This is a genomic window from Pseudoxanthomonas sp. LjRoot143 (assembly GCF_964252945.1).
Lineage (GTDB): Bacteria > Pseudomonadota > Gammaproteobacteria > Xanthomonadales > Xanthomonadaceae > Pseudoxanthomonas_A.
This window is the reverse complement of the sequence record NZ_CAXUPM020000001.1, coordinates 1,200,319-1,216,564: the sequence shown is the minus strand read 5'-3', so window position 1 is coordinate 1,216,564 and position 16,246 is coordinate 1,200,319. Positions and strand designations below refer to the sequence as shown.

Annotated in this window: 17 protein-coding genes; 6 read left to right on the top strand and 11 right to left on the bottom strand. The window is 67.9% G+C overall.

Annotated features, from left to right (window positions below; all coding sequences use genetic code 11):
* Position 1 precedes the first annotated feature (1 nt).
* Entirely contained in the window at positions 2-547 is a 546-nt protein-coding gene (locus tag ACSQ1W_RS05685) for an NUDIX hydrolase (protein ID WP_436042177.1), read from the bottom strand.
* A 157-nt stretch (positions 548-704) separates the two neighbouring features.
* Between ACSQ1W_RS05685 and ACSQ1W_RS05680 the strand changes: the two genes are divergently transcribed.
* From ACSQ1W_RS05680 to yddG, 6 genes are all read left to right on the top strand, one after another.
* Positions 705-2,243 carry an amino acid permease gene (locus ACSQ1W_RS05680; protein WP_192268651.1) on the top strand — a complete coding sequence of 513 codons (1,539 nt, stop codon included), beginning with the start codon at positions 705-707 and terminating at the stop codon, positions 2,241-2,243.
* Between the two features lie 99 nt (positions 2,244-2,342).
* On the top strand, positions 2,343-3,644 hold the full coding sequence (locus tag ACSQ1W_RS05675; RefSeq protein WP_436042174.1) for an amino acid permease: 1,302 nt from the start codon (positions 2,343-2,345) through the stop codon (positions 3,642-3,644).
* 27 nt (positions 3,645-3,671) lie between these two features.
* Complete coding sequence (locus ACSQ1W_RS05670) at positions 3,672-4,313, top strand: methylthioribulose 1-phosphate dehydratase (protein ID WP_436042172.1); 642 nt, start codon at positions 3,672-3,674, stop codon at positions 4,311-4,313.
* A 95-nt stretch (positions 4,314-4,408) separates the two neighbouring features.
* Positions 4,409-4,969: a 1,2-dihydroxy-3-keto-5-methylthiopentene dioxygenase gene (locus ACSQ1W_RS05665; protein ID WP_192268657.1), complete on the top strand. Its 561-nt coding sequence runs from the start codon at positions 4,409-4,411 to the stop codon at positions 4,967-4,969.
* Positions 4,970-5,059: 90 nt separating this feature from the next.
* Entirely contained in the window at positions 5,060-5,764 is a 705-nt protein-coding gene (gene mtnC / locus ACSQ1W_RS05660) for an acireductone synthase (RefSeq protein WP_436042170.1), read from the top strand.
* Positions 5,761-6,642 (top strand): aromatic amino acid exporter YddG, encoded by an 882-nt coding sequence (gene yddG, locus ACSQ1W_RS05655; RefSeq protein WP_436042168.1) that lies wholly within the window; start codon positions 5,761-5,763, stop codon positions 6,640-6,642. Before mtnC ends, yddG begins: the two co-directional genes overlap by 4 nt.
* Before the next feature lie 163 nt (positions 6,643-6,805).
* On the opposite strand, the gene ACSQ1W_RS05650 is transcribed toward yddG, so the two are convergent.
* The 10 genes from ACSQ1W_RS05650 to hisG all read right to left on the bottom strand — a co-directional run bounded on the left by ACSQ1W_RS05650 (position 6,806) and on the right by hisG (position 16,244).
* Positions 6,806-7,387: a YdeI/OmpD-associated family protein gene (locus ACSQ1W_RS05650; RefSeq protein WP_436042166.1), complete on the bottom strand. Its 582-nt coding sequence runs from the start codon at positions 7,385-7,387 to the stop codon at positions 6,806-6,808.
* Positions 7,388-7,389: 2 nt separating this feature from the next.
* Positions 7,390-8,970 carry a calcineurin-like phosphoesterase C-terminal domain-containing protein gene (locus ACSQ1W_RS05645; RefSeq protein WP_436042164.1) on the bottom strand — a complete coding sequence of 527 codons (1,581 nt, stop codon included), beginning with the start codon at positions 8,968-8,970 and terminating at the stop codon, positions 7,390-7,392.
* A 181-nt stretch (positions 8,971-9,151) separates the two neighbouring features.
* The gene (gene hisIE / locus ACSQ1W_RS05640; RefSeq protein ID WP_436042163.1) at positions 9,152-9,778 is read right to left on the bottom strand and encodes a bifunctional phosphoribosyl-AMP cyclohydrolase/phosphoribosyl-ATP diphosphatase HisIE; all 627 of its coding nucleotides are present in this window, start codon (positions 9,776-9,778) and stop codon (positions 9,152-9,154) included.
* A complete protein-coding gene (gene hisF / locus ACSQ1W_RS05635) occupies positions 9,768-10,544 on the bottom strand; it encodes an imidazole glycerol phosphate synthase subunit HisF (protein ID WP_436042161.1) in 777 nt (258 codons plus the stop codon). The genes hisIE and hisF overlap by 11 nt, the downstream gene beginning before the upstream one ends.
* Positions 10,538-11,275: a 1-(5-phosphoribosyl)-5-[(5-phosphoribosylamino)methylideneamino]imidazole-4-carboxamide isomerase gene (hisA, locus tag ACSQ1W_RS05630; RefSeq protein ID WP_436042159.1), complete on the bottom strand. Its 738-nt coding sequence runs from the start codon at positions 11,273-11,275 to the stop codon at positions 10,538-10,540. Before hisA ends, hisF begins: the two co-directional genes overlap by 7 nt.
* Positions 11,272-11,871 carry an imidazole glycerol phosphate synthase subunit HisH gene (hisH, locus tag ACSQ1W_RS05625; protein ID WP_436042157.1) on the bottom strand — a complete coding sequence of 200 codons (600 nt, stop codon included), beginning with the start codon at positions 11,869-11,871 and terminating at the stop codon, positions 11,272-11,274. The genes hisA and hisH overlap by 4 nt, the downstream gene beginning before the upstream one ends.
* Entirely contained in the window at positions 11,871-12,944 is a 1,074-nt protein-coding gene (hisB, locus tag ACSQ1W_RS05620; RefSeq protein WP_436042155.1) for a bifunctional histidinol-phosphatase/imidazoleglycerol-phosphate dehydratase HisB, read from the bottom strand. Before hisB ends, hisH begins: the two co-directional genes overlap by 1 nt.
* On the bottom strand, positions 12,941-14,023 hold the full coding sequence (gene hisC, locus ACSQ1W_RS05615; protein ID WP_436042153.1) for a histidinol-phosphate transaminase: 1,083 nt from the start codon (positions 14,021-14,023) through the stop codon (positions 12,941-12,943). The genes hisB and hisC overlap by 4 nt, the downstream gene beginning before the upstream one ends.
* Complete coding sequence (gene hisD, locus ACSQ1W_RS05610; protein ID WP_436042151.1) at positions 14,020-15,333, bottom strand: histidinol dehydrogenase; 1,314 nt, start codon at positions 15,331-15,333, stop codon at positions 14,020-14,022. Before hisD ends, hisC begins: the two co-directional genes overlap by 4 nt.
* Positions 15,330-16,244 (bottom strand): ATP phosphoribosyltransferase, encoded by a 915-nt coding sequence (gene hisG, locus ACSQ1W_RS05605; protein WP_436042149.1) that lies wholly within the window; start codon positions 16,242-16,244, stop codon positions 15,330-15,332. The genes hisD and hisG overlap by 4 nt, the downstream gene beginning before the upstream one ends.
* Positions 16,245-16,246 lie beyond the last annotated feature (2 nt).

The window sequence follows — 16,246 nt, the reverse complement described above, 5'->3', positions numbered from 1 at the left end:
CCTACGCGTTCTGCGCCAGCCATTTGCGGGCCATGCGGCTGATCGACACATCGGCATCGTCGATCATGGACGCGATGTCGCGCCAGGCCAGGTCCAGCGACTCCTCGCTGACCGCATAGTTCTCGCTGCCGGTGGCACGGACCACGTAGCGCACGTCGTAGTGCCAGTGTCCGGGGACGTCCTTGCGCTCGGGAATCCAGTGGCGGTCCAGGTCGAAGATCGCGCCCTCGACGCAGAGATCGGCCAGGCCGGACTCCTCCTCCGCCTCCTTCAGCGCCACGCGCGCCATGTCGGTGTCGCCATCGGCGTGCCCGCCCAGTTGCAGCCAGCGATCCAGCTTGCGGTGGTGGGTCATCAGGATGCGCCGGCCATCACCGCTGACCAGCCACACGCCGCCGGTCAGGTGACCCTCCAGCCGCTCCCGCACGAACGGATTGGCCGGATCGTCCAGCAGCGCCAGGAACTGCCCAGCCACCTCGCGTTCGGCTGGCCAGCGGCGGGCGTAATCGATGATATGACCCCGGAGATCGCTGTAAGCGGCTGACATGGCAGAGTTTTCTTCTGGTTCGACCGAACGTGACCCGGCATTATCGCTCGCCATGTTGCAGTCGCGCTTGTGAACAAGAGGCCGGTTTGGCAAGGTACGGCGGATCAATCCCCTGCCGCCAGGCAGGGCACAGCCGTTCAGACATGGGGACCACACGATGCTCTTTTGGCGCGTCAAGCCGCTCGACAAAATTCTTGAAACGGCTGAAAAGAAGGCGCTCAAACGCCAGCTCGGCGGCTTCCAACTGACGATGCTGGGCATCGGCGCCATCATCGGCACCGGTATTTTCGTCCTCACCGCCGAAGCGGGCCAGAAGGCCGGCCCGGGCATGATGATCGCGTTCGTGATCGCCGCCGTGGTCTGCGGCCTCGCGGCACTGGCCTATTCCGAACTGGCCTCGATGGTGCCGGTCTCCGGCTCGGCCTACACCTATACCTACGGCGTACTGGGCGAAGCGATCGCCTGGACGGTCGGCTGGGCACTCGTCCTGGAGTATGCCGTCGCGGCCGGCGCCGTCTCGGTGGGCTGGTCGGGCTACGTCAACGGCCTGCTGAACAGCGCGGGGTGGGAGCTTCCACGGGCGCTGCAGAGCGGCCCCATGGACGGCGGCAGCTTCAACCTGCTGGCCTTCTGCATCGCGCTCGCCGTGACCGGCCTGCTGGTGATCGGCACCTCGAAGTCGGCCAAGGTCAACGCCATCCTGGTGCTGATCAAGGTCGCCGCCCTGACCGTCTTCATCGCGATCGCGGTCCCCGCGGCGCAGGACACCAACTTCGAACCGTTCTTCCCGACCGGCTGGGGCAGCCCGATGGGCGGCATCGGCGTGCTGGGCGCGGCAGCCTCCATCTTCTTCGCCTACGTCGGCTTCGATGCGGTCTCCACCGCCGCCGAGGAAACCAAGAATCCGAACCGCAACATCCCGATCGGCCTGATCGGGTCGCTGGCGGTATGCACCGTGTTCTACATGCTGGTCAGCTACGGCGCGGTCGGCGCCAATGGCGCGCAGCCGATGTTCGACGCCAACGGCGTGGCCTTCCACCCGGGCACGCCCGAAATGGCCGCGGCCTGCGTCGGCAGCGACGCGCTGGTCTGCAGCAAGGAACCGCTGGCCCACGTGCTGAAGGTGATGGGCTTTGCCGGCATCGGCAACGCGATCGGCATGGCCGCCGCGCTGGCCCTGCCGTCGGTCATCCTGATGATGCTGTACGGCCAGACCCGCATCTTCTTCACCATGTCGCGCGACGGCCTGCTGCCGCCGGTGCTGTCGAAGGTGCACCCGAAGTTCCACACCCCGCACGTGGTGACGCTGATCACCGGCGCGTTCGTCGCACTGTTCGCGGCGCTGTTCCCGGTCGGCATCCTGGCCGACATCTCCAACTCGGGCACGCTGTTCGCGTTCATGGCCGTGGCGGCTGCGGTGCTGATCCTGCGCAAGCGCGATCCGAAGCGCCACCGTCCGTTCCGCACGCCGATGGTGTGGCTGATCTGCCCGCTGGCGATCGCCGGCTGCCTGCTGCTGTTCCTGAACCTGTCGATGTACACCATCGGCCTGTTCTTCGGCTGGGCGATCCTGGGCCTGATCATCTACTGGGCGTACGGCTACCGGCACAGCGACCTGGGTCGCGGCGACAAGGGCCCCGATGGCGGCCCGCGCATCGATCCCGAGCCGCCGTTCCACGAAGGCCCCCAGGCCTGACAAAGGCTGAGGCACTCCCGGATGGCGCGGAAACGCGCCATCCTTCGTTTGGGCGTGGGGAAACCCGTTCCCGCCCTCCCCGTCTTCGACGACACCTGCATGTCCGACACCCAACCCCGCAAGATCGGCCCGGTCCTGGCGACCTTCTCCGTCGCCAACAACATGATCGGCTCCGGCTTCTTCCTGCTGCCCGCCACGCTGGCACGGTCCGGCGGCGTGACCGCGCTGAGCTGGCTGCTGGCCACCGTGCTGGCGGTGCTGTTGGGGGCCACGTTCGCACGCCTGGTGCGCGACTACCCGAAGCTGGACTGCCCGGACGACTACGTGCGCCCGGCGCTGGGCCGCGACATGGGTTTCCTGGCGGCCACGCTGTACTGGATCTCGTCGTGGATCGGCAACAACGCCATCGCGGTGGCCGCGTTTGGTTACCTCGCGCTGCTGCTGCCGGTCGGCGACGGCACGCTGACACGCGTGCTGGGCCAGATCGCGCTGATCTGGCTGATGTTCGCGCTGAACCTGTTCGGCCCGCGTGCCATCGCGCGCTTCCAGTCGTTGTGCGTGGTGCTGGGCCTGCTGCCGGTCGCCGCGATCCTGATCTGGGGCTGGGGCAGCTTCGATGCCGGGATCTACCAGGCGGCATGGAATGTCTCCGGCGAATCGGATGCGCATGTGGTGTTCGGCTCGCTGGCACCGATCTTCTGGGCCTTCGTCGGCCTGGAAACCGGCGCGATGGTGGCCGGCGTGGTGCGTGACCCGGCCCGCAACGTGCCCATCGCCACGATGGGCGGCATCGTCATCGCCGGCCTGGTCTACCTGGCATCGTCGGTACTGATGATGGGCATCGTGCCCGCCGCCGAACTGGCCGATTCGGGTGCGCCGTTCGCGCTCGTGGCCGGGCGCATGTTCGGCGAATGGGCCATTCCGGTGATCGCCGCCGCCGCCGCCCTGAAGGCCACCGGCACGCTGGGCGGCTGGATGCTGGTAACGGGCGAATCCGGCGCACGCGCCGCGCAACGCGGCTTCCTGCCGGCCATCTTCGGTCGCCTGCGCGCGAATGGATCGGCGGGCTGGGGGCTGCTGATCATCACGCTGTCGATGACCGCGCTGGCGGTGTTGACGCTGTCGCCCACCGTCTCAGGCCAGTTCGAAACCATCATCAACATGGTGGTGACGCTGGTGGTGATGGCCTATGTCGCCGCCGCGCTCAGCCTGATGCTGGGCACGTCGGCACGTCCCGCGTCGCGTGGCGACCGCCTCGTCGGCATGGGCGCGCTGCTGGCCTGCGGCCTGCTGGTGTACTCGACACCGGTCAAGACGCTGGTCGGCGGCATCGTCATCGCCCTGCTGGCGCTGGCCGCATACCGGGGATTCGCACGACGTCCGGCGTCGCCGGGACCATGAGCCGGTGCAGGCGGTAAACTGGCGGGCATGAACGCCCTGCCCTACGACGCCGACCAGTTGCGCGACCGCGCGCAGTCCATCATCTCCAACGTGCGCGAACTGGCGCAGCTGGGCTGGACGCCGGCCACCAGCAGCAATTTTTCGCAGCGGCTTGACGAGCAGCACGCGGCGATCACCGTCTCCGGCCGCGACAAGGGCCGGCTGGTGGAAGCGGACATCATGGTGGTGGACTTCGACGGCCAGGCGGTCGGCAGCGACCATCGTCCGTCGGCGGAAACGCTGCTGCACACGCAGCTCTACCGTCGCTACCCCGAGATCGGCTGCGTGCTGCACACCCATTCGCTGGTGCAGACCGTGGCGTCCCGCCTGTTCGCCGGCGCCGGCCATGTCCGCCTGGAAGGCTTCGAGCTGCTGAAGGCCTTCCATGGCAACAGCACGCACGAGATGGCCATCGACGTGCCCGTGTTCGCCAATACCCAGGACATGCCGACGCTGGCCGCCCAGGTGGACGCGCTGCTCGACCGCCAGCCGCTGTGGGGCTACCTGATCGACGGCCACGGCCTGTATGCGTGGGGCCGGACCATGGCCGAGGCGCGCCGCCATCTGGAAGCGTTCGAGTTCCTGTTCGCCGCCGAACTGGAGCTGCGCAAGCTCGGCTGCCGGCGCTGATAACCGACGGTTATCGCTGCGTTCCGATTCTGCAACAGGACGCGGGGAGCGGGTTTGCTACCCTAACGTCCCCCTCGCCGCCTCACGCCATCGCCATGAGCCGCCTGCGCATCTTCAAGGAATCCGACCCGGCCACGCCGGAGTTCGCCAGTTACGACCCCGACTTCATCGCCACCGAACTGAAGAAGCTCGGCGTGACCTTCGAACGCTGGAAAGCGACCAAGGCGATCGCGCCCGGTGCACCGGCGGAAGACGTGATCGATGCGTACCGTGCCGATATCGACCGGCTGGTCGCCGAGCGCGGCTTCAAGACCGTCGATGTGGTCAGCATCGCGCCGGACAATCCGCAGCGCGAGGCGATGCGTGCGAAATTCCTCGACGAGCACTTCCACAAGGAGGACGAAGTGCGCTTCTTCGTCGCCGGATCGGGGTTGTTCACGCTGCACGTGGGCGACAAGGTCTACGAAGTCGAATGCGTGCAGGACGACCTGATCGGCGTGCCCGACAGCACGCTGCACTGGTTCGACATGGGGCCGGAACCGAGCTTCGTGGCCATCCGATTCTTCACCGAGCCGGACGGCTGGGTGGGCCATTTCACCGGCACCACGCTGGCGCAGGAATTCCCGCGCTACGAAGGCCTCACCGACGGTCATTGATCGTGTAGAGCCGAGCTTGCTCGGCTGCACAACCGTTCGAACAAGAGCAGCGGAGCGAGCTCCGCTCTACAGAAGACCTCCAAGAACACAATGCCCGTTTCCGCGATCCTCACCGACATCGAAGGCACCACCAGCAGCATCTCGTTCGTCAAAGATGTGCTGTTCCCGTACGCACGCCGCACCCTGCCGGGCTTCGTGCGCGAGCACGGCCAGGAGCCGGACGTGCGGCGCTGGCTGGATGCCGTCGCTACCGAGCACGGCAGCATCTGCAGCGACGATGTCATCGTCGAGACGCTGCAGGGCTGGATCGACCAGGATCGCAAGCACACGGCGCTGAAGGCGTTGCAGGGCCTGATCTGGGAAGCCGGCTACCGCGACGCCGACTTCACCGCGCATATCTACCCCGATGCCGCGCCCGCGCTGCGCGAGTGGCATGCGCAGGGCTACCCGCTCTACGTGTATTCGTCCGGCTCGGTGCCGGCGCAGAAGCTGTTCTTCGGCCACAGCGATGCGGGCGACCTGACGCCGCTGTTCTCCGGCTGGTTCGACACCGAGATCGGCGGCAAGCGCGAGGCCGGCAGCTACCGCGCGATCGCCGACCGTATCGGCATCGCGCCGGAGCGCATCCTGTTCCTGTCCGATGTGGTCGAGGAACTGGACGCGGCGCGTGACGCGGGATTGCAGACCCGGCTGGTGGACCGGCTGGACGACTATCCGCAGCCGCGTACCGGCGACGCCGCGAGCGGCCATGTGCGGGTCGAGTCATTCACCGACATCACGCTGCCCGCCGCGTGAGCGACGCCGCAGCACAGCGACGAGCCACGCTGGTCGGGCTGGTCGCGATCCTGCTGTGGGCATCGCTGGCCCTGCTGACGACCGCGACCGGCAACCTGCCGCCGTTCCAGGTGCTGGCGATCGGCTTCGGCATCGCGGCCTTCCTGGGCCTGGTCCGCGCAACGTTGCGCGGTGCCGCGGGCTGGCGCGAACTCCGCCAGCCGCTGCCAGCCCTCGCGCTGTCCACGCTCGCACTGTTCGGTTACCACGCGCTCTATTTCATCGCGCTGAAGCGTGCGCCGGCCGTGGAAGCCAACCTGCTGAACTACATGTGGCCGCTGCTGATCGTGGTATTCGCGGGCCTCCTCGGCGGCGTCGCGGTGCGGCCGGGCCAATGGCTGGGCACCGCGCTCGGATTGGTCGCTGCGGTCCTGCTGGTCACCCGTGGCCGTGGCCTGCAGGTCGAACCCGCACACGTTCCGGGCTATCTGGCGGCACTGGGCGCGGCGTTGATCTGGTCGCTGTACTCGGTGCTCAACCGCCGCTACGCCGACGTGCCCACGGCGGCCATCACCGTGGGCTGTGCGGGCGTCGCCGTGCTGGGCGCCATCGCGCACCTGCTCAGCGAACAGACTGTCGTGCCGACCGCAGGCCAGTGGGTCGTGCTGTTGCTGATGGGCATCGGGCCGGTGGGCGCGGCGTTCTGGCTCTGGGACCACGGCACCAAGCACGGCGATATTGCGTTGCTGGGCAGCCTCTCCTACCTCGCCCCCCTGCTGTCCACCCTGCTGCTGGTGGCATCGGGCCGCGCGGAAGCGCACTGGATACAGGCGGTCGCAGTCGCCTTGCTGCTGGCCGGCGCGTGGCTGAGCGTCCGTGCCAGCCGCGCCCCTCGATGAGAGCGATTCGCGTTTCTACATGGCGCCGCGCGATTGCCTAGACTGCGCGCCACGTCGCAAGCCAGCCATCCGCAAGCCAGCCACGTGAACCTCGCCCGCCAGCCTTCGCGCGCCGCCAGGTCCCAGAACGCCTCCCGCCGGGAGGCGTTTCCGTTTCTGCGGTTCAGTCGTGGATCTTCTCGCCGCGCGCGAGCATCGCGACCAGCTTCTCGACGCGGGCACGCTTTGTCTCCGGCTTCACGGCTGTCTGCACGCGCCAGCACACGGCGTAGCGATTGGTCTTGTCCAGCGTATCGAAGAAGGCCTTCGCCTTGCGATGCTTGGCGAGCGCCAGCGCCTTCGCCAGCTCCGGCGGCACCTCCATCGACTTCGCGCCGTCGTAGGCCGCGTCCCAGCGCCCGTCCGCCTTCGCCGCCTCGACTTCGCGTAATCCCGCCGGCCGCATGCGTCCGGCCGCGATGAGGGCATCGATCTTGGCCACGTTGATTTTCGACCACGTGCTGCGCGCACGCCGCGGGGTGAAGCGCTGCAGGAAGAACTGCGCATCGAAGCCTTTCTTCTGCCCATCGATCCAGCCATGGCACAGCGCGACGTCGAGCGCTTCGGCATACGTCACCGACGGAATGCCGGCGTCCTTCTTGGCGATCTTCAGCCACACCCCGGACGACTGCGGATGACCCTCCAGCCAGCGCTCCCACGCGGCGGGATCGGCGAAGTGCTCGATGGGCAGGTCCGGGCTGGCCATGGTCAGGGCGTGACGGTCTGCAGACGGTAGGTCGTGTGTGCGGTGGTTTCGCCGCGCCAGCGGTCGAACGCGCGCACGTCGACACGATGCTCGCCCTCGGCAATATCCGTGGGCAGCGCGCCGCGCCATAGATGGTGCGACGGTTCGGCTTCGGGAGAGCGATCGTAGCCCCGCAACGCATCGGCCAGATCGTCGCGCATGTTCTCCACCAGCAGCGCGGGATCCGGCTGCTCGACGCGCTTCATCGGCTTCCACTCGCCGCCGTCGACCCGGTACTCCACCCGCGTGTCCGCATCACCCATGTAGACGTTGGCGTAGACGCCCCAGGCCGGATAGGCGCCCTTCCGCAGGACTTTCGGCGCATGCAGGCCGATGCCGCTGTCGGCGGCGGCGCGTGCCGGGTGCCAGGACAGCGCGTACTCGCCGCCGGCCTGGACGCGCAGTCGTGCGTAGCCGTTGGGCGTCCCGTCGGCCATCCGGCTGTCCGGAATGCCCTCGGCATCCTTCACTCCGGACCAGTAGGCCCCGCAGGCGGCGCCGACGTTGTACTCGTGCAGCGGCTGCAGGCCGTGCCAGCCAGTGGCGGCATCGTGATACCAGTGCCGCTGCGTATGGGTATGCCCGCTCAGCAGCAACACGTGCGGGAAATCCTTCAGCAGCGCGAACAACCGTTCGCGGTCGGCAGCACGGAATCCGCGTACACCCTCCTCGAAAAACGGGATGTGCACGCCGATCACCAGCAGCCGGTCCTTGCGCACCGTCGGCAGGTAGGCCTGCAGGAAGGCGAACTGGTCCTCGCGCAGTCCACCGAAATAAGAGGGCGACTTGCCGGGCTGGTAGATGATGTCGTCCAAGCCGATGAAGGTGACCGCCTCTTCTTCCCACGCGAACGTGTCCGGGCCGAGGTGATGGCGGAACGTGCGCAACGAATCCGCGTCATTCGCAGCGTCGAAATCCAGGTCGTGATTGCCCGGGATGAACAGCCAGGGCACCTGCAGGCTCATCGTCGTGCGCAGGAGCTCCGGGTACAGTGCCAAGTCGTCATTGACGATGTCGCCCAGCGTCAGGCCCAGCGAAGCCCCGTGCTTGCCGACCAGTGGCTGCACGATATCGCGCCAGTAGTAGTCCACGTCCTGCACCGAAGCAGTCTGGCTGTCGGCAAACAACAATGCCTCGAACGCGCCCTCGCCCGCCGTGTCGCGTGGACGCAATCCGAAATTCCTGCAACCAGGCTGGCGTTGCGGAACGCCGCCATACTTCAGCGCCGGCCCCTTGTGGTACTGCCGGTTGTGCCAGAAATCAGGCATTCCGTCCGGGCGTACCGCCAGGTCGTAACCGGAAGGCTTGATGACGAACAGCGTGCGTCCGTCTTCGTAAGGGACGTCGTACTCGCCTCGCGCGTTGGTGGTAACGACCTGCACACCATCGGACAGCCTGACGCCGGCGACGCCGGGCTCGCCGGCATCGCGTACGCCGTTGCCGTTCCGGTCCTCGAACACCACGCCGCTGCTGCAGGGGGGTGGCAGCGCATGGGCGGAAACGGCCAGACAGGCCAGCAGCAGGACGGTCAACGAGGCGCGCACGGGAACTCCGGCAAGGGCGACCGGCGGATTATGGCGCAGCCGCGGCTCCTCTGTAGGAGCGACGTAAGTCGCGACCGTTGTCCGGGATCAAACGTGGATTCCCATCGCGCGCTGCACGTACTCGCGGTATCTCAGTCGTGCGGTCGCGACTTGCGTCGCTCCTACAGGAAGCAAGGCCGCGTCACGGCGACGCGTGGCGCGCCCGCAGGACCTCGATGGCATCGGCCAGCGAGAGGCCGCGCGACCGGAGCAGCACGGTCAGGTGGTACAGCAGGTCCGCGCTTTCGCCGAGCAGTGCGGCTTCGTCCTGCGCCACGGCGGCCAGCGCCGTTTCCACACCTTCCTCGCCGACCTTCTGCGCGATACGACGGACACCGGACTCGAACAGGCGCGTGGTGTAGCTGTCGGCGGGCCGTTCGCGTTCGCGCTGCGCGACCAGGGCGTCCAGTTCCGACAGGAACGCCGAAGGTGCCGAGGGGAAGCAACTGGCGCGCTGCAAATGGCAGGTCGGCCCCTGCGGGTGCGCGAGCACCAGCAGCGTGTCGTTGTCGCAGTCGACATCGACCGAGACCAGTTCCAGCACGTGCCCCGAGCTCTCGCCTTTGGTCCACAGGCGCTGCTTGCTGCGGCTGAAAAACGTCACGCGACGGCTCGCCAGCGTGGCGTCCAGCGCCTCGCGATTCATGTAGCCCAGCATCAGCACGCGCAGGTTCGAGGCGTCCTGCACGACGACGGGCAGCAGACCATCACCCTTGGTCCAGTCGAGCGTCGCCGGATCGACCTTCCCTTGCACGTCCTCAGTTGCCACGTCGCACCTCGATGCCTTGCCCGGCCAATACGTCCTTCAACGCGGGAATCGCGATATGGCCACTATGGAATACGCTGGCAGCCAATGCACCATCCACATCGGCCTGTTTGAACACGTCGGTGAAATGCGCCACCTCGCCGGCGCCACCGGATGCGATCAAGGGCACGTCGCATACAGCACGCACCGCCTCAAGCTGCACCAGATCGTATCCACGGCGCACGCCATCCTGATCCATGCAGTTCAATACGATCTCGCCTGCCCCCAACCGCTGCGCCTGCACCACCCAGTCCAGCGTGCGCAGGCCGGCGCCCTGCATCTTCGATGGGTCGCCGGTGTAGCGGCGTACCCGCCACTCGCCGTCCGCCTCGAGGATCGAGTCCACGCCCACGACCACGCACTGCACCCCGAACGCCTCGGCCAGTTCGCCAATCAAGTCAGGCCGCTCCAGCGCCGGCGTGTTGACCGACACCTTGTCGGCACCGCTGTAGAGCACGCGCCGCGCGGTCTCGACATCGCGGATGCCACCGGCCACGCAGAACGGGATGTCGAGCAGGCGCGATACCCGTTCGATCCATGCATGGTCGACCGACCGGCCCTCCGGACTGGCGCTGATGTCGTAGAACACCAGTTCGTCGGCACCCTGGTCGCGGTAGCGCAACGCCAGGTCGGCAATGTCGCCCATGTCGACATGGTCGCGGAACTTCACGCCCTTCACGACGCGGCCTTCGCGCACGTCCAGGCATGGAATGATGCGCCGGCTCAGCACGCCAGGGCCTCCGGCAGCGTAAAGCGGCCTTCCAGCAGCGCACGCCCGAGCACGATGCCCGTGCAACCCGCGTCGCGTGCGCCATTGACATCGGCGAGCGCACTGACGCCGCCCGAGGCCTGCACGGAAAGCGCGGGTACCGTCGCGCGCAGATGGGCGTACAGATCCAGATTGGGACCGGTCAGCATGCCGTCGCGCGCAATGTCCGTGCACAGCAGGTGGCGCAGGCCCGCGGCGGCGTAGCGTGCGGCGAGCTCGTCGAGCGTTTCGGACGCCGTCTCGGTCCAGCCATGCACCGGCAGGCGCCAGACGCCCTCCGCGTCGCGACGTGTATCCAGCGCCACCGTGATGCGATCGCTGCCGAACTCGGCCAGCCAGGTCAGCACCGTCTCCGGCTCGCGCACCGACAGCGAACCGATGACCACGCGGTCGGCGCCGGCATCGAGGATGCGTGCGACGTCGTCACGCTGGCGGACACCGCCGCCGGTCTGCACCTTCAGCGGCGTATGCCGTGCGATCTCGCCCAGCAGCGGCGCCAGCGTGTAGCCGCCAGCGCGTGCAGCATCCAGATCGACGAGATGCAGCCAGTCGGCGCCCTGCACGGCGTAACGCAGCGCCACGTCCAGTGGCGCGCCCTCGTAACGTGTCTCGCGGGCATAGTCGCCCTGCGCCAGCCGCACGACGCGGCCTTCACGCACGTCGATGGCGGGATATACGGTGAAACCGGTCATTGCAGTCCGTACTCGATGAAATTCTTCAGCAGGCGCGCGCCCACGGCGCCGGAGCGCTCGGGATGGAACTGCGCACCCGCCACATTGTCCCGCTGCACGACCGCGGCGAAGCGCTGCCCATGCTCGCTGCTGCACAGGCAATCGTCGTCGACCGGGGCCGCGTAGCTGTGGACGAAGTAGGCGTGGTCGCCATCCGCGATTCCTTCCAGCAGCGAGGCGTCACGGGCGCGCTGCAACGTATTCCAGCCCATGTGCGGCACACGGATGCCGGGCGCGGCGGGCAACTTGCGGACCCGCCCGGGCAACAGGCCGAGGCATGCCGTGTCGTCCTCTTCGGAATGCGCGAACAGCAGTTGCACACCGACGCATACGCCGAGCAGCGGCTTGTCCAGGGTGCGCAACACATCGACCAGACCCTGCGCCTTCAATCGCGCCATGCAGACCGCCGCGGCACCCACGCCGGGCAGGATCACCCTGTCTGCCGCACGGATGGTGTCCGCATCAACGGTCAGTTGCGCCTCGACGCCCAGGCGCTGCAGCGCATAGCGCACCGATCCGATGTTGGAGCCACCGGCATCGACCAGGACCACCTTCATCACAACGCGCCCTTGGTGGTCGGAAGCTCGGCGCCCTCGCGCTTCACCGCCTGGCGCAGCGCACGCGCCAGCGCCTTGAAGCTGGCTTCGACCTTGTGGTGGTCGTTGTCGCCTTCGACCTTCAGGTTGAGGTTCAGGCCGGACGCATCGCAGAGCGAGCGGAAGAAGTGCGGCACCAGCTCGGTCGGCAGGTCGCCGACGCGCTCGCGCTTGAACTCGCCACTGAAGACGAAGTACGGCCGGCCGCTGAAGTCGAGTGCGGCGCTGGCCAGCGTCTCGTCCATCGGCAGGGTGAAGCCGTAGCGGCCGATGCCGCGCTTGTCGCCCAACGCTTCCTTCAACGCCTGGCCGAGTGCGAGACCGGTGTCCTCGACGGTGTGGTGTTCGTCGATGTGCAGGTCGCCGTCGGCGCGCACATCCAGTGCGAAACCGCCGTGCTTGCCGATCTGTTCCAGCATGTGGTCGAAGAACGGCAGGCCGGTCTTCGCGACCGGTTCGGCGACGCGGTCCAGGTCGACTTCGACGCGGATCTTCGTCTCCTTGGTGTTGCGCTGGACGACGGCGCGGCGCGGCGCATCCGCCAGTTCATGCGCGATGCCGGCCCAGTCCCATTCGCCGCCGAACTGCGCGGTCTTCAGCTGGAAGCCGCGGATCTTCAGGTTGTCGGCGAACTGGATATCGGTCGGCCGGTCGCCGACCATGCCCGAACTCGCCCAGTCGATGCTGCGGTCCTGCAGGTACGGCACCATCAGGCCGATGCCGGGCTTGCGCGTGGGCTTGTTCTCGTGCGGCCAGCTTTCATCGATCAGCACGTCGCGGAAGCGGATGCCCTGGCTTTCGAACACCTGCATCATCAGCGCCTGCGGACCGTCGAAGCGGGCGCGCGGATACTGATCGCTGCCCAATCCATCCTGGTTGCTGACGATGACGAACTGGTAGCCGGCATCGCGCAGCTTCAGCAATGCGGGAATGACGCCGGCCACGAAGCGTACCTTCTCGTACGCATCGATCTGGAAGTCCTCGGGCTCCTCGATCAGGGTGCCGTCGCGGTCGATGAAGAGGATCGGCGTCACGCGGCCTGCTCCTGGGCATTGAGGGCCGCGATGACGCGGTCGTTCTGGGTCGGTGAGCCGATGGTGATGCGAAGCGCATCACCCAGTTGTGGTGCGGCGCGCTGGTCGCGCACCACCACACCCGCGGCCAGCAGCGTGCGGAACGCGCCCTCGGCATCGTCGAATCGCGCCAACAGGTAGTTGCCCTGCGAGGCGTAGACGCGACGGACACCGGCCATGCGCTCAAGTGCAGCATGCAGACGCTCGCGCTCGCTGCGCACCAGTGCGATGCGTTCACGGGTCTGCGCCAGCGCGGCGTCCGACAGGCCGTCCAAGGCGAGGTCCGCGCACGGGGTCGGCACCGGATACGGTGCCTGGCAGCGTTGCAGCACGGCGATCAGGTCGGCATCGCCGATCACGACGCCGATGCGCGCGGCCGCCAGGGCATGTGCCTTGGACAAGGTACGCAGCACGGCCAGGTTGGAATGCGTCGCCAGCAACGTGGTCGCGGATGCGCTGTCGGCGAACTCGCCATACGCCTCGTCCACGACGACCAGCGCCTTGCCTTCCAACGCGCGGGTCAGCGACGCGATGTCGTCGAGCGGAATGGCCGAGCCGGCCGGATTGGAAGGCGAGCACAGGAACACCAGCTTCGCACCCTGCTCCAGCGCCGTGTCGCGAATGGCATCCAGGTCGGCGACCAGGCCCGCGTCGCCGTCCAGCAGCGGCACGTCGAGAATCGGTGCTCCCTGCAGGCGCGCGCAGACCGCGTACATGCCGAACACCGGCGGCGTCACCACGATGGCATCCCGCTCCGGCACGCACAGCGCGCGCACCAACAGGTCGATCGCCTCGTCGCTGCCGCGACCGACCAGCAGTTGTTCCGACGAAACCCCATAAACCTGCGCCAGACGCGCACGCAACGCCGGCGGCTGCGGATCGGGATAGCGCCGGCTGCGGCCCTGCCCGTCGGCGGGATTCGCCCACGCGGATTCATTGGCGTTCAACCAGACATCGCCCCGCAGCGCCTCGCTGCGCGCGGACTTGTAGCCGGCGAAGCCGCGCAGGTCAGGACGGACCAGAGACAGTACATCGCTCATGCGGCCGCCTTGCGCAGGCGCAGCGCAACCGCGTTGGCGTGCGCGTCCAGGCCTTCGGCCCGCGCGAGCGTCAGTGCGCAGTCGCCGATCGCGGCGATGCCCGCACGGCTCGCCGACTGCACGCTGACGAAGTTCTGGAAACTGGCCACGCTGACGCCGCTGTAGGCACGCGCCGCGCCGCTGGTGGGCAGCACGTGGTTGGTGCCGCTGCAGTAGTCGCCCAGCGCTTCCGGCGTGTAGTCGCCAAGGAAGACCGACCCGGCCGCTTCCACCTTGTCCAGCCACGCGCGCGGATCGCGCAAGGCGACGATCAGGTGTTCCGGTGCATAGCGGTTGCTGATCGCAAACGCGTCGTCCAGCGTGGCGACCTTGACCAGGCGCGACGCCGACAGCGCCTGCCGTGCGATGTCGGCGCGGTCCAGCGCGGCAAGCTGCGTCACCAGTTCGGCCTGCACCCGTTCGATCAGTCCGTCGTCGTCGGCCAGCAACAGCACCTGCGAATCCGGGCCGTGTTCGGCCTGCGACAGCAGGTCCGCGGCGACGAAGGCCGCATCCGCGCCTGCGTCCGCGATCACCAGCACTTCGGAAGGTCCTGCCGGCATGTCGATGGCCGCCGCGCCCGCCTGCGCCACCTGCTGCTTGGCTTCGGTCACGTAGCTGTTGCCCGGGCCGAACAGCTTGTCGCAGGCCGGCACGCTGTCGGTGCCGAACGCCATCGCGGCGATCGCCTGGGCACCGCCCAGCTTGAACACGCGGCGCACACCGGTCAGCTGCGCGGCGACCAGTACCGCAGGATCGGCGGTACCGTCCTTGCGCGGCGGCGTACACAGCACGACCTCGCGGCAACCCGCCAAGCGCGACGGAACACCCAGCATCAACGCGGTCGACGGCAACGGGGCACTGCCAGCCGGGACGTACAGGCCCACGCGGTGAATCGGCCGGATCACGCGTTCGCAGATCACGCCAGGCGCTGTTTCCACGACATATGGTTGCGCCATGCCGGCACGGTGGAACGCCTCGATGCGGTCCGCGGCCTCCTGCATCGCCTGGCGCAGCTCGGCGGACACCGCAGTGTGCGCGGCAGCGAATTCTTCCTCGCTGACTTCGAACGTGGCCAGCTCCACGCCGTCGAAGCGCGCGGTGACCTCGCGCAGCGCGACGTCTCCGCGTGCCTGCACGTCGGCCAGTAGGCCGGCCACGGCATCGCGCGTGCGCTGCGCGACGGACTGCACCGGGCGTGCGAGCAGCGCATCGCGCGCGGCATCGTCCAGCACGGTCCAGTCGTACACGGGAGCGGGCGATGCGGTCATGCCAGCGACCTCTCGACGGACAGCACCATCAGTCCCTGCGCACCGGCGCGCTGCAGTTCCTCCAGCCGTTGCCAGGTGACCGTGCCGTGGCACATCGCTTGCAGCGACAGCGGACCTTCGTCGCCGCCCGGCAGGGTAATCAGGCCGTCGCTGTCGCCCAGCAGGCGCGACAGCGCGGGCACGGTGTCGCGCTCGGCGCGGAACATCAGCAGCTTGCTGTCCTTCAACTTCAACACGCCGTCCAGGCGACGCAGCAGCATGTCGGCGAGGCCGGCACGGGCATCGTCGAATTCGCGCGCCGGGCCTGCCAGCACCGCCTCACTGTCGAGCAGGGTTTCCACCGGCTTCAGCTGGTTGGCGGCCAGCGTGGCGCCGCTGGAGACGAGATCGCAGATCAGGTCGGCCGTGCCGAGCTTCGGCGCGATTTCCACCGAGCCGGACAGTTCGACCACCGCCGCGTCGATGCCGCGCGCCTGCAGCCACTGGCGCAGGATCGACGGATAGCTGGTGGCGATGCGCAGGCCCTGCAACTGCTGCGGACCTTCCCATTCCCAGCTATCGGGAATGGCCAGCATCAGCCGGCAGCTGCCGAAGCCCAGCGGACGCAGTTCGCGGTAGGCCTGCGGCAGACCGTTGAGGGCGCGCTCGCCGGCCTGCTCGTCCAGTTCGTTGCGGCCGACGATGCCGAAGTCGCAGACGCCATCGGCGATCAGGCCGGGGATGTCGTCGTCGCGGACCAGCAGCAGGTCCACCGGGAGGGATTCGCCATAGCAGAACAGCTTGTCGCGGCTTTCGCGCCAGCTCAGGCCGCAGGCGGCCAGCAGCGTGCGCGCCGGCTCGGCCAGCCGCCCGCTCTTCTGGATGGCGATACGCAGGCGCTCGCGCGTCGCGGGGGTCAGGGAGGGACTCATGG

Bases quoted from the DNA above. Each gene is read 5' to 3' on its own strand.
- ACSQ1W_RS05685 (WP_436042177.1), bottom strand. From the start codon at position 547: ATGTCAGCCGCTTACAGCGATCTCCGGGGTCATATCATCGATTACGCC.
- ACSQ1W_RS05680 (WP_192268651.1), top strand. From the start codon at position 705: ATGCTCTTTTGGCGCGTCAAGCCGCTCGACAAAATTCTTGAAACGGCT.
- ACSQ1W_RS05675 (WP_436042174.1), top strand. From the start codon at position 2,343: ATGTCCGACACCCAACCCCGCAAGATCGGCCCGGTCCTGGCGACCTTC.
- ACSQ1W_RS05670 (WP_436042172.1), top strand. From the start codon at position 3,672: ATGAACGCCCTGCCCTACGACGCCGACCAGTTGCGCGACCGCGCGCAG.
- ACSQ1W_RS05665 (WP_192268657.1), top strand. From the start codon at position 4,409: ATGAGCCGCCTGCGCATCTTCAAGGAATCCGACCCGGCCACGCCGGAG.
- mtnC (WP_436042170.1), top strand. From the start codon at position 5,060: ATGCCCGTTTCCGCGATCCTCACCGACATCGAAGGCACCACCAGCAGC.
- ACSQ1W_RS05650 (WP_436042166.1), bottom strand. From the start codon at position 7,387: ATGGCCAGCCCGGACCTGCCCATCGAGCACTTCGCCGATCCCGCCGCG.
- hisA (WP_436042159.1), bottom strand. From the start codon at position 11,275: ATGACCGGTTTCACCGTATATCCCGCCATCGACGTGCGTGAAGGCCGC.
- hisH (WP_436042157.1), bottom strand. From the start codon at position 11,871: ATGAAGGTGGTCCTGGTCGATGCCGGTGGCTCCAACATCGGATCGGTG.
- hisC (WP_436042153.1), bottom strand. From the start codon at position 14,023: ATGAGCGATGTACTGTCTCTGGTCCGTCCTGACCTGCGCGGCTTCGCC.
- hisD (WP_436042151.1), bottom strand. From the start codon at position 15,333: ATGACCGCATCGCCCGCTCCCGTGTACGACTGGACCGTGCTGGACGAT.
- hisG (WP_436042149.1), bottom strand. From the start codon at position 16,244: ATGAGTCCCTCCCTGACCCCCGCGACGCGCGAGCGCCTGCGTATCGCC.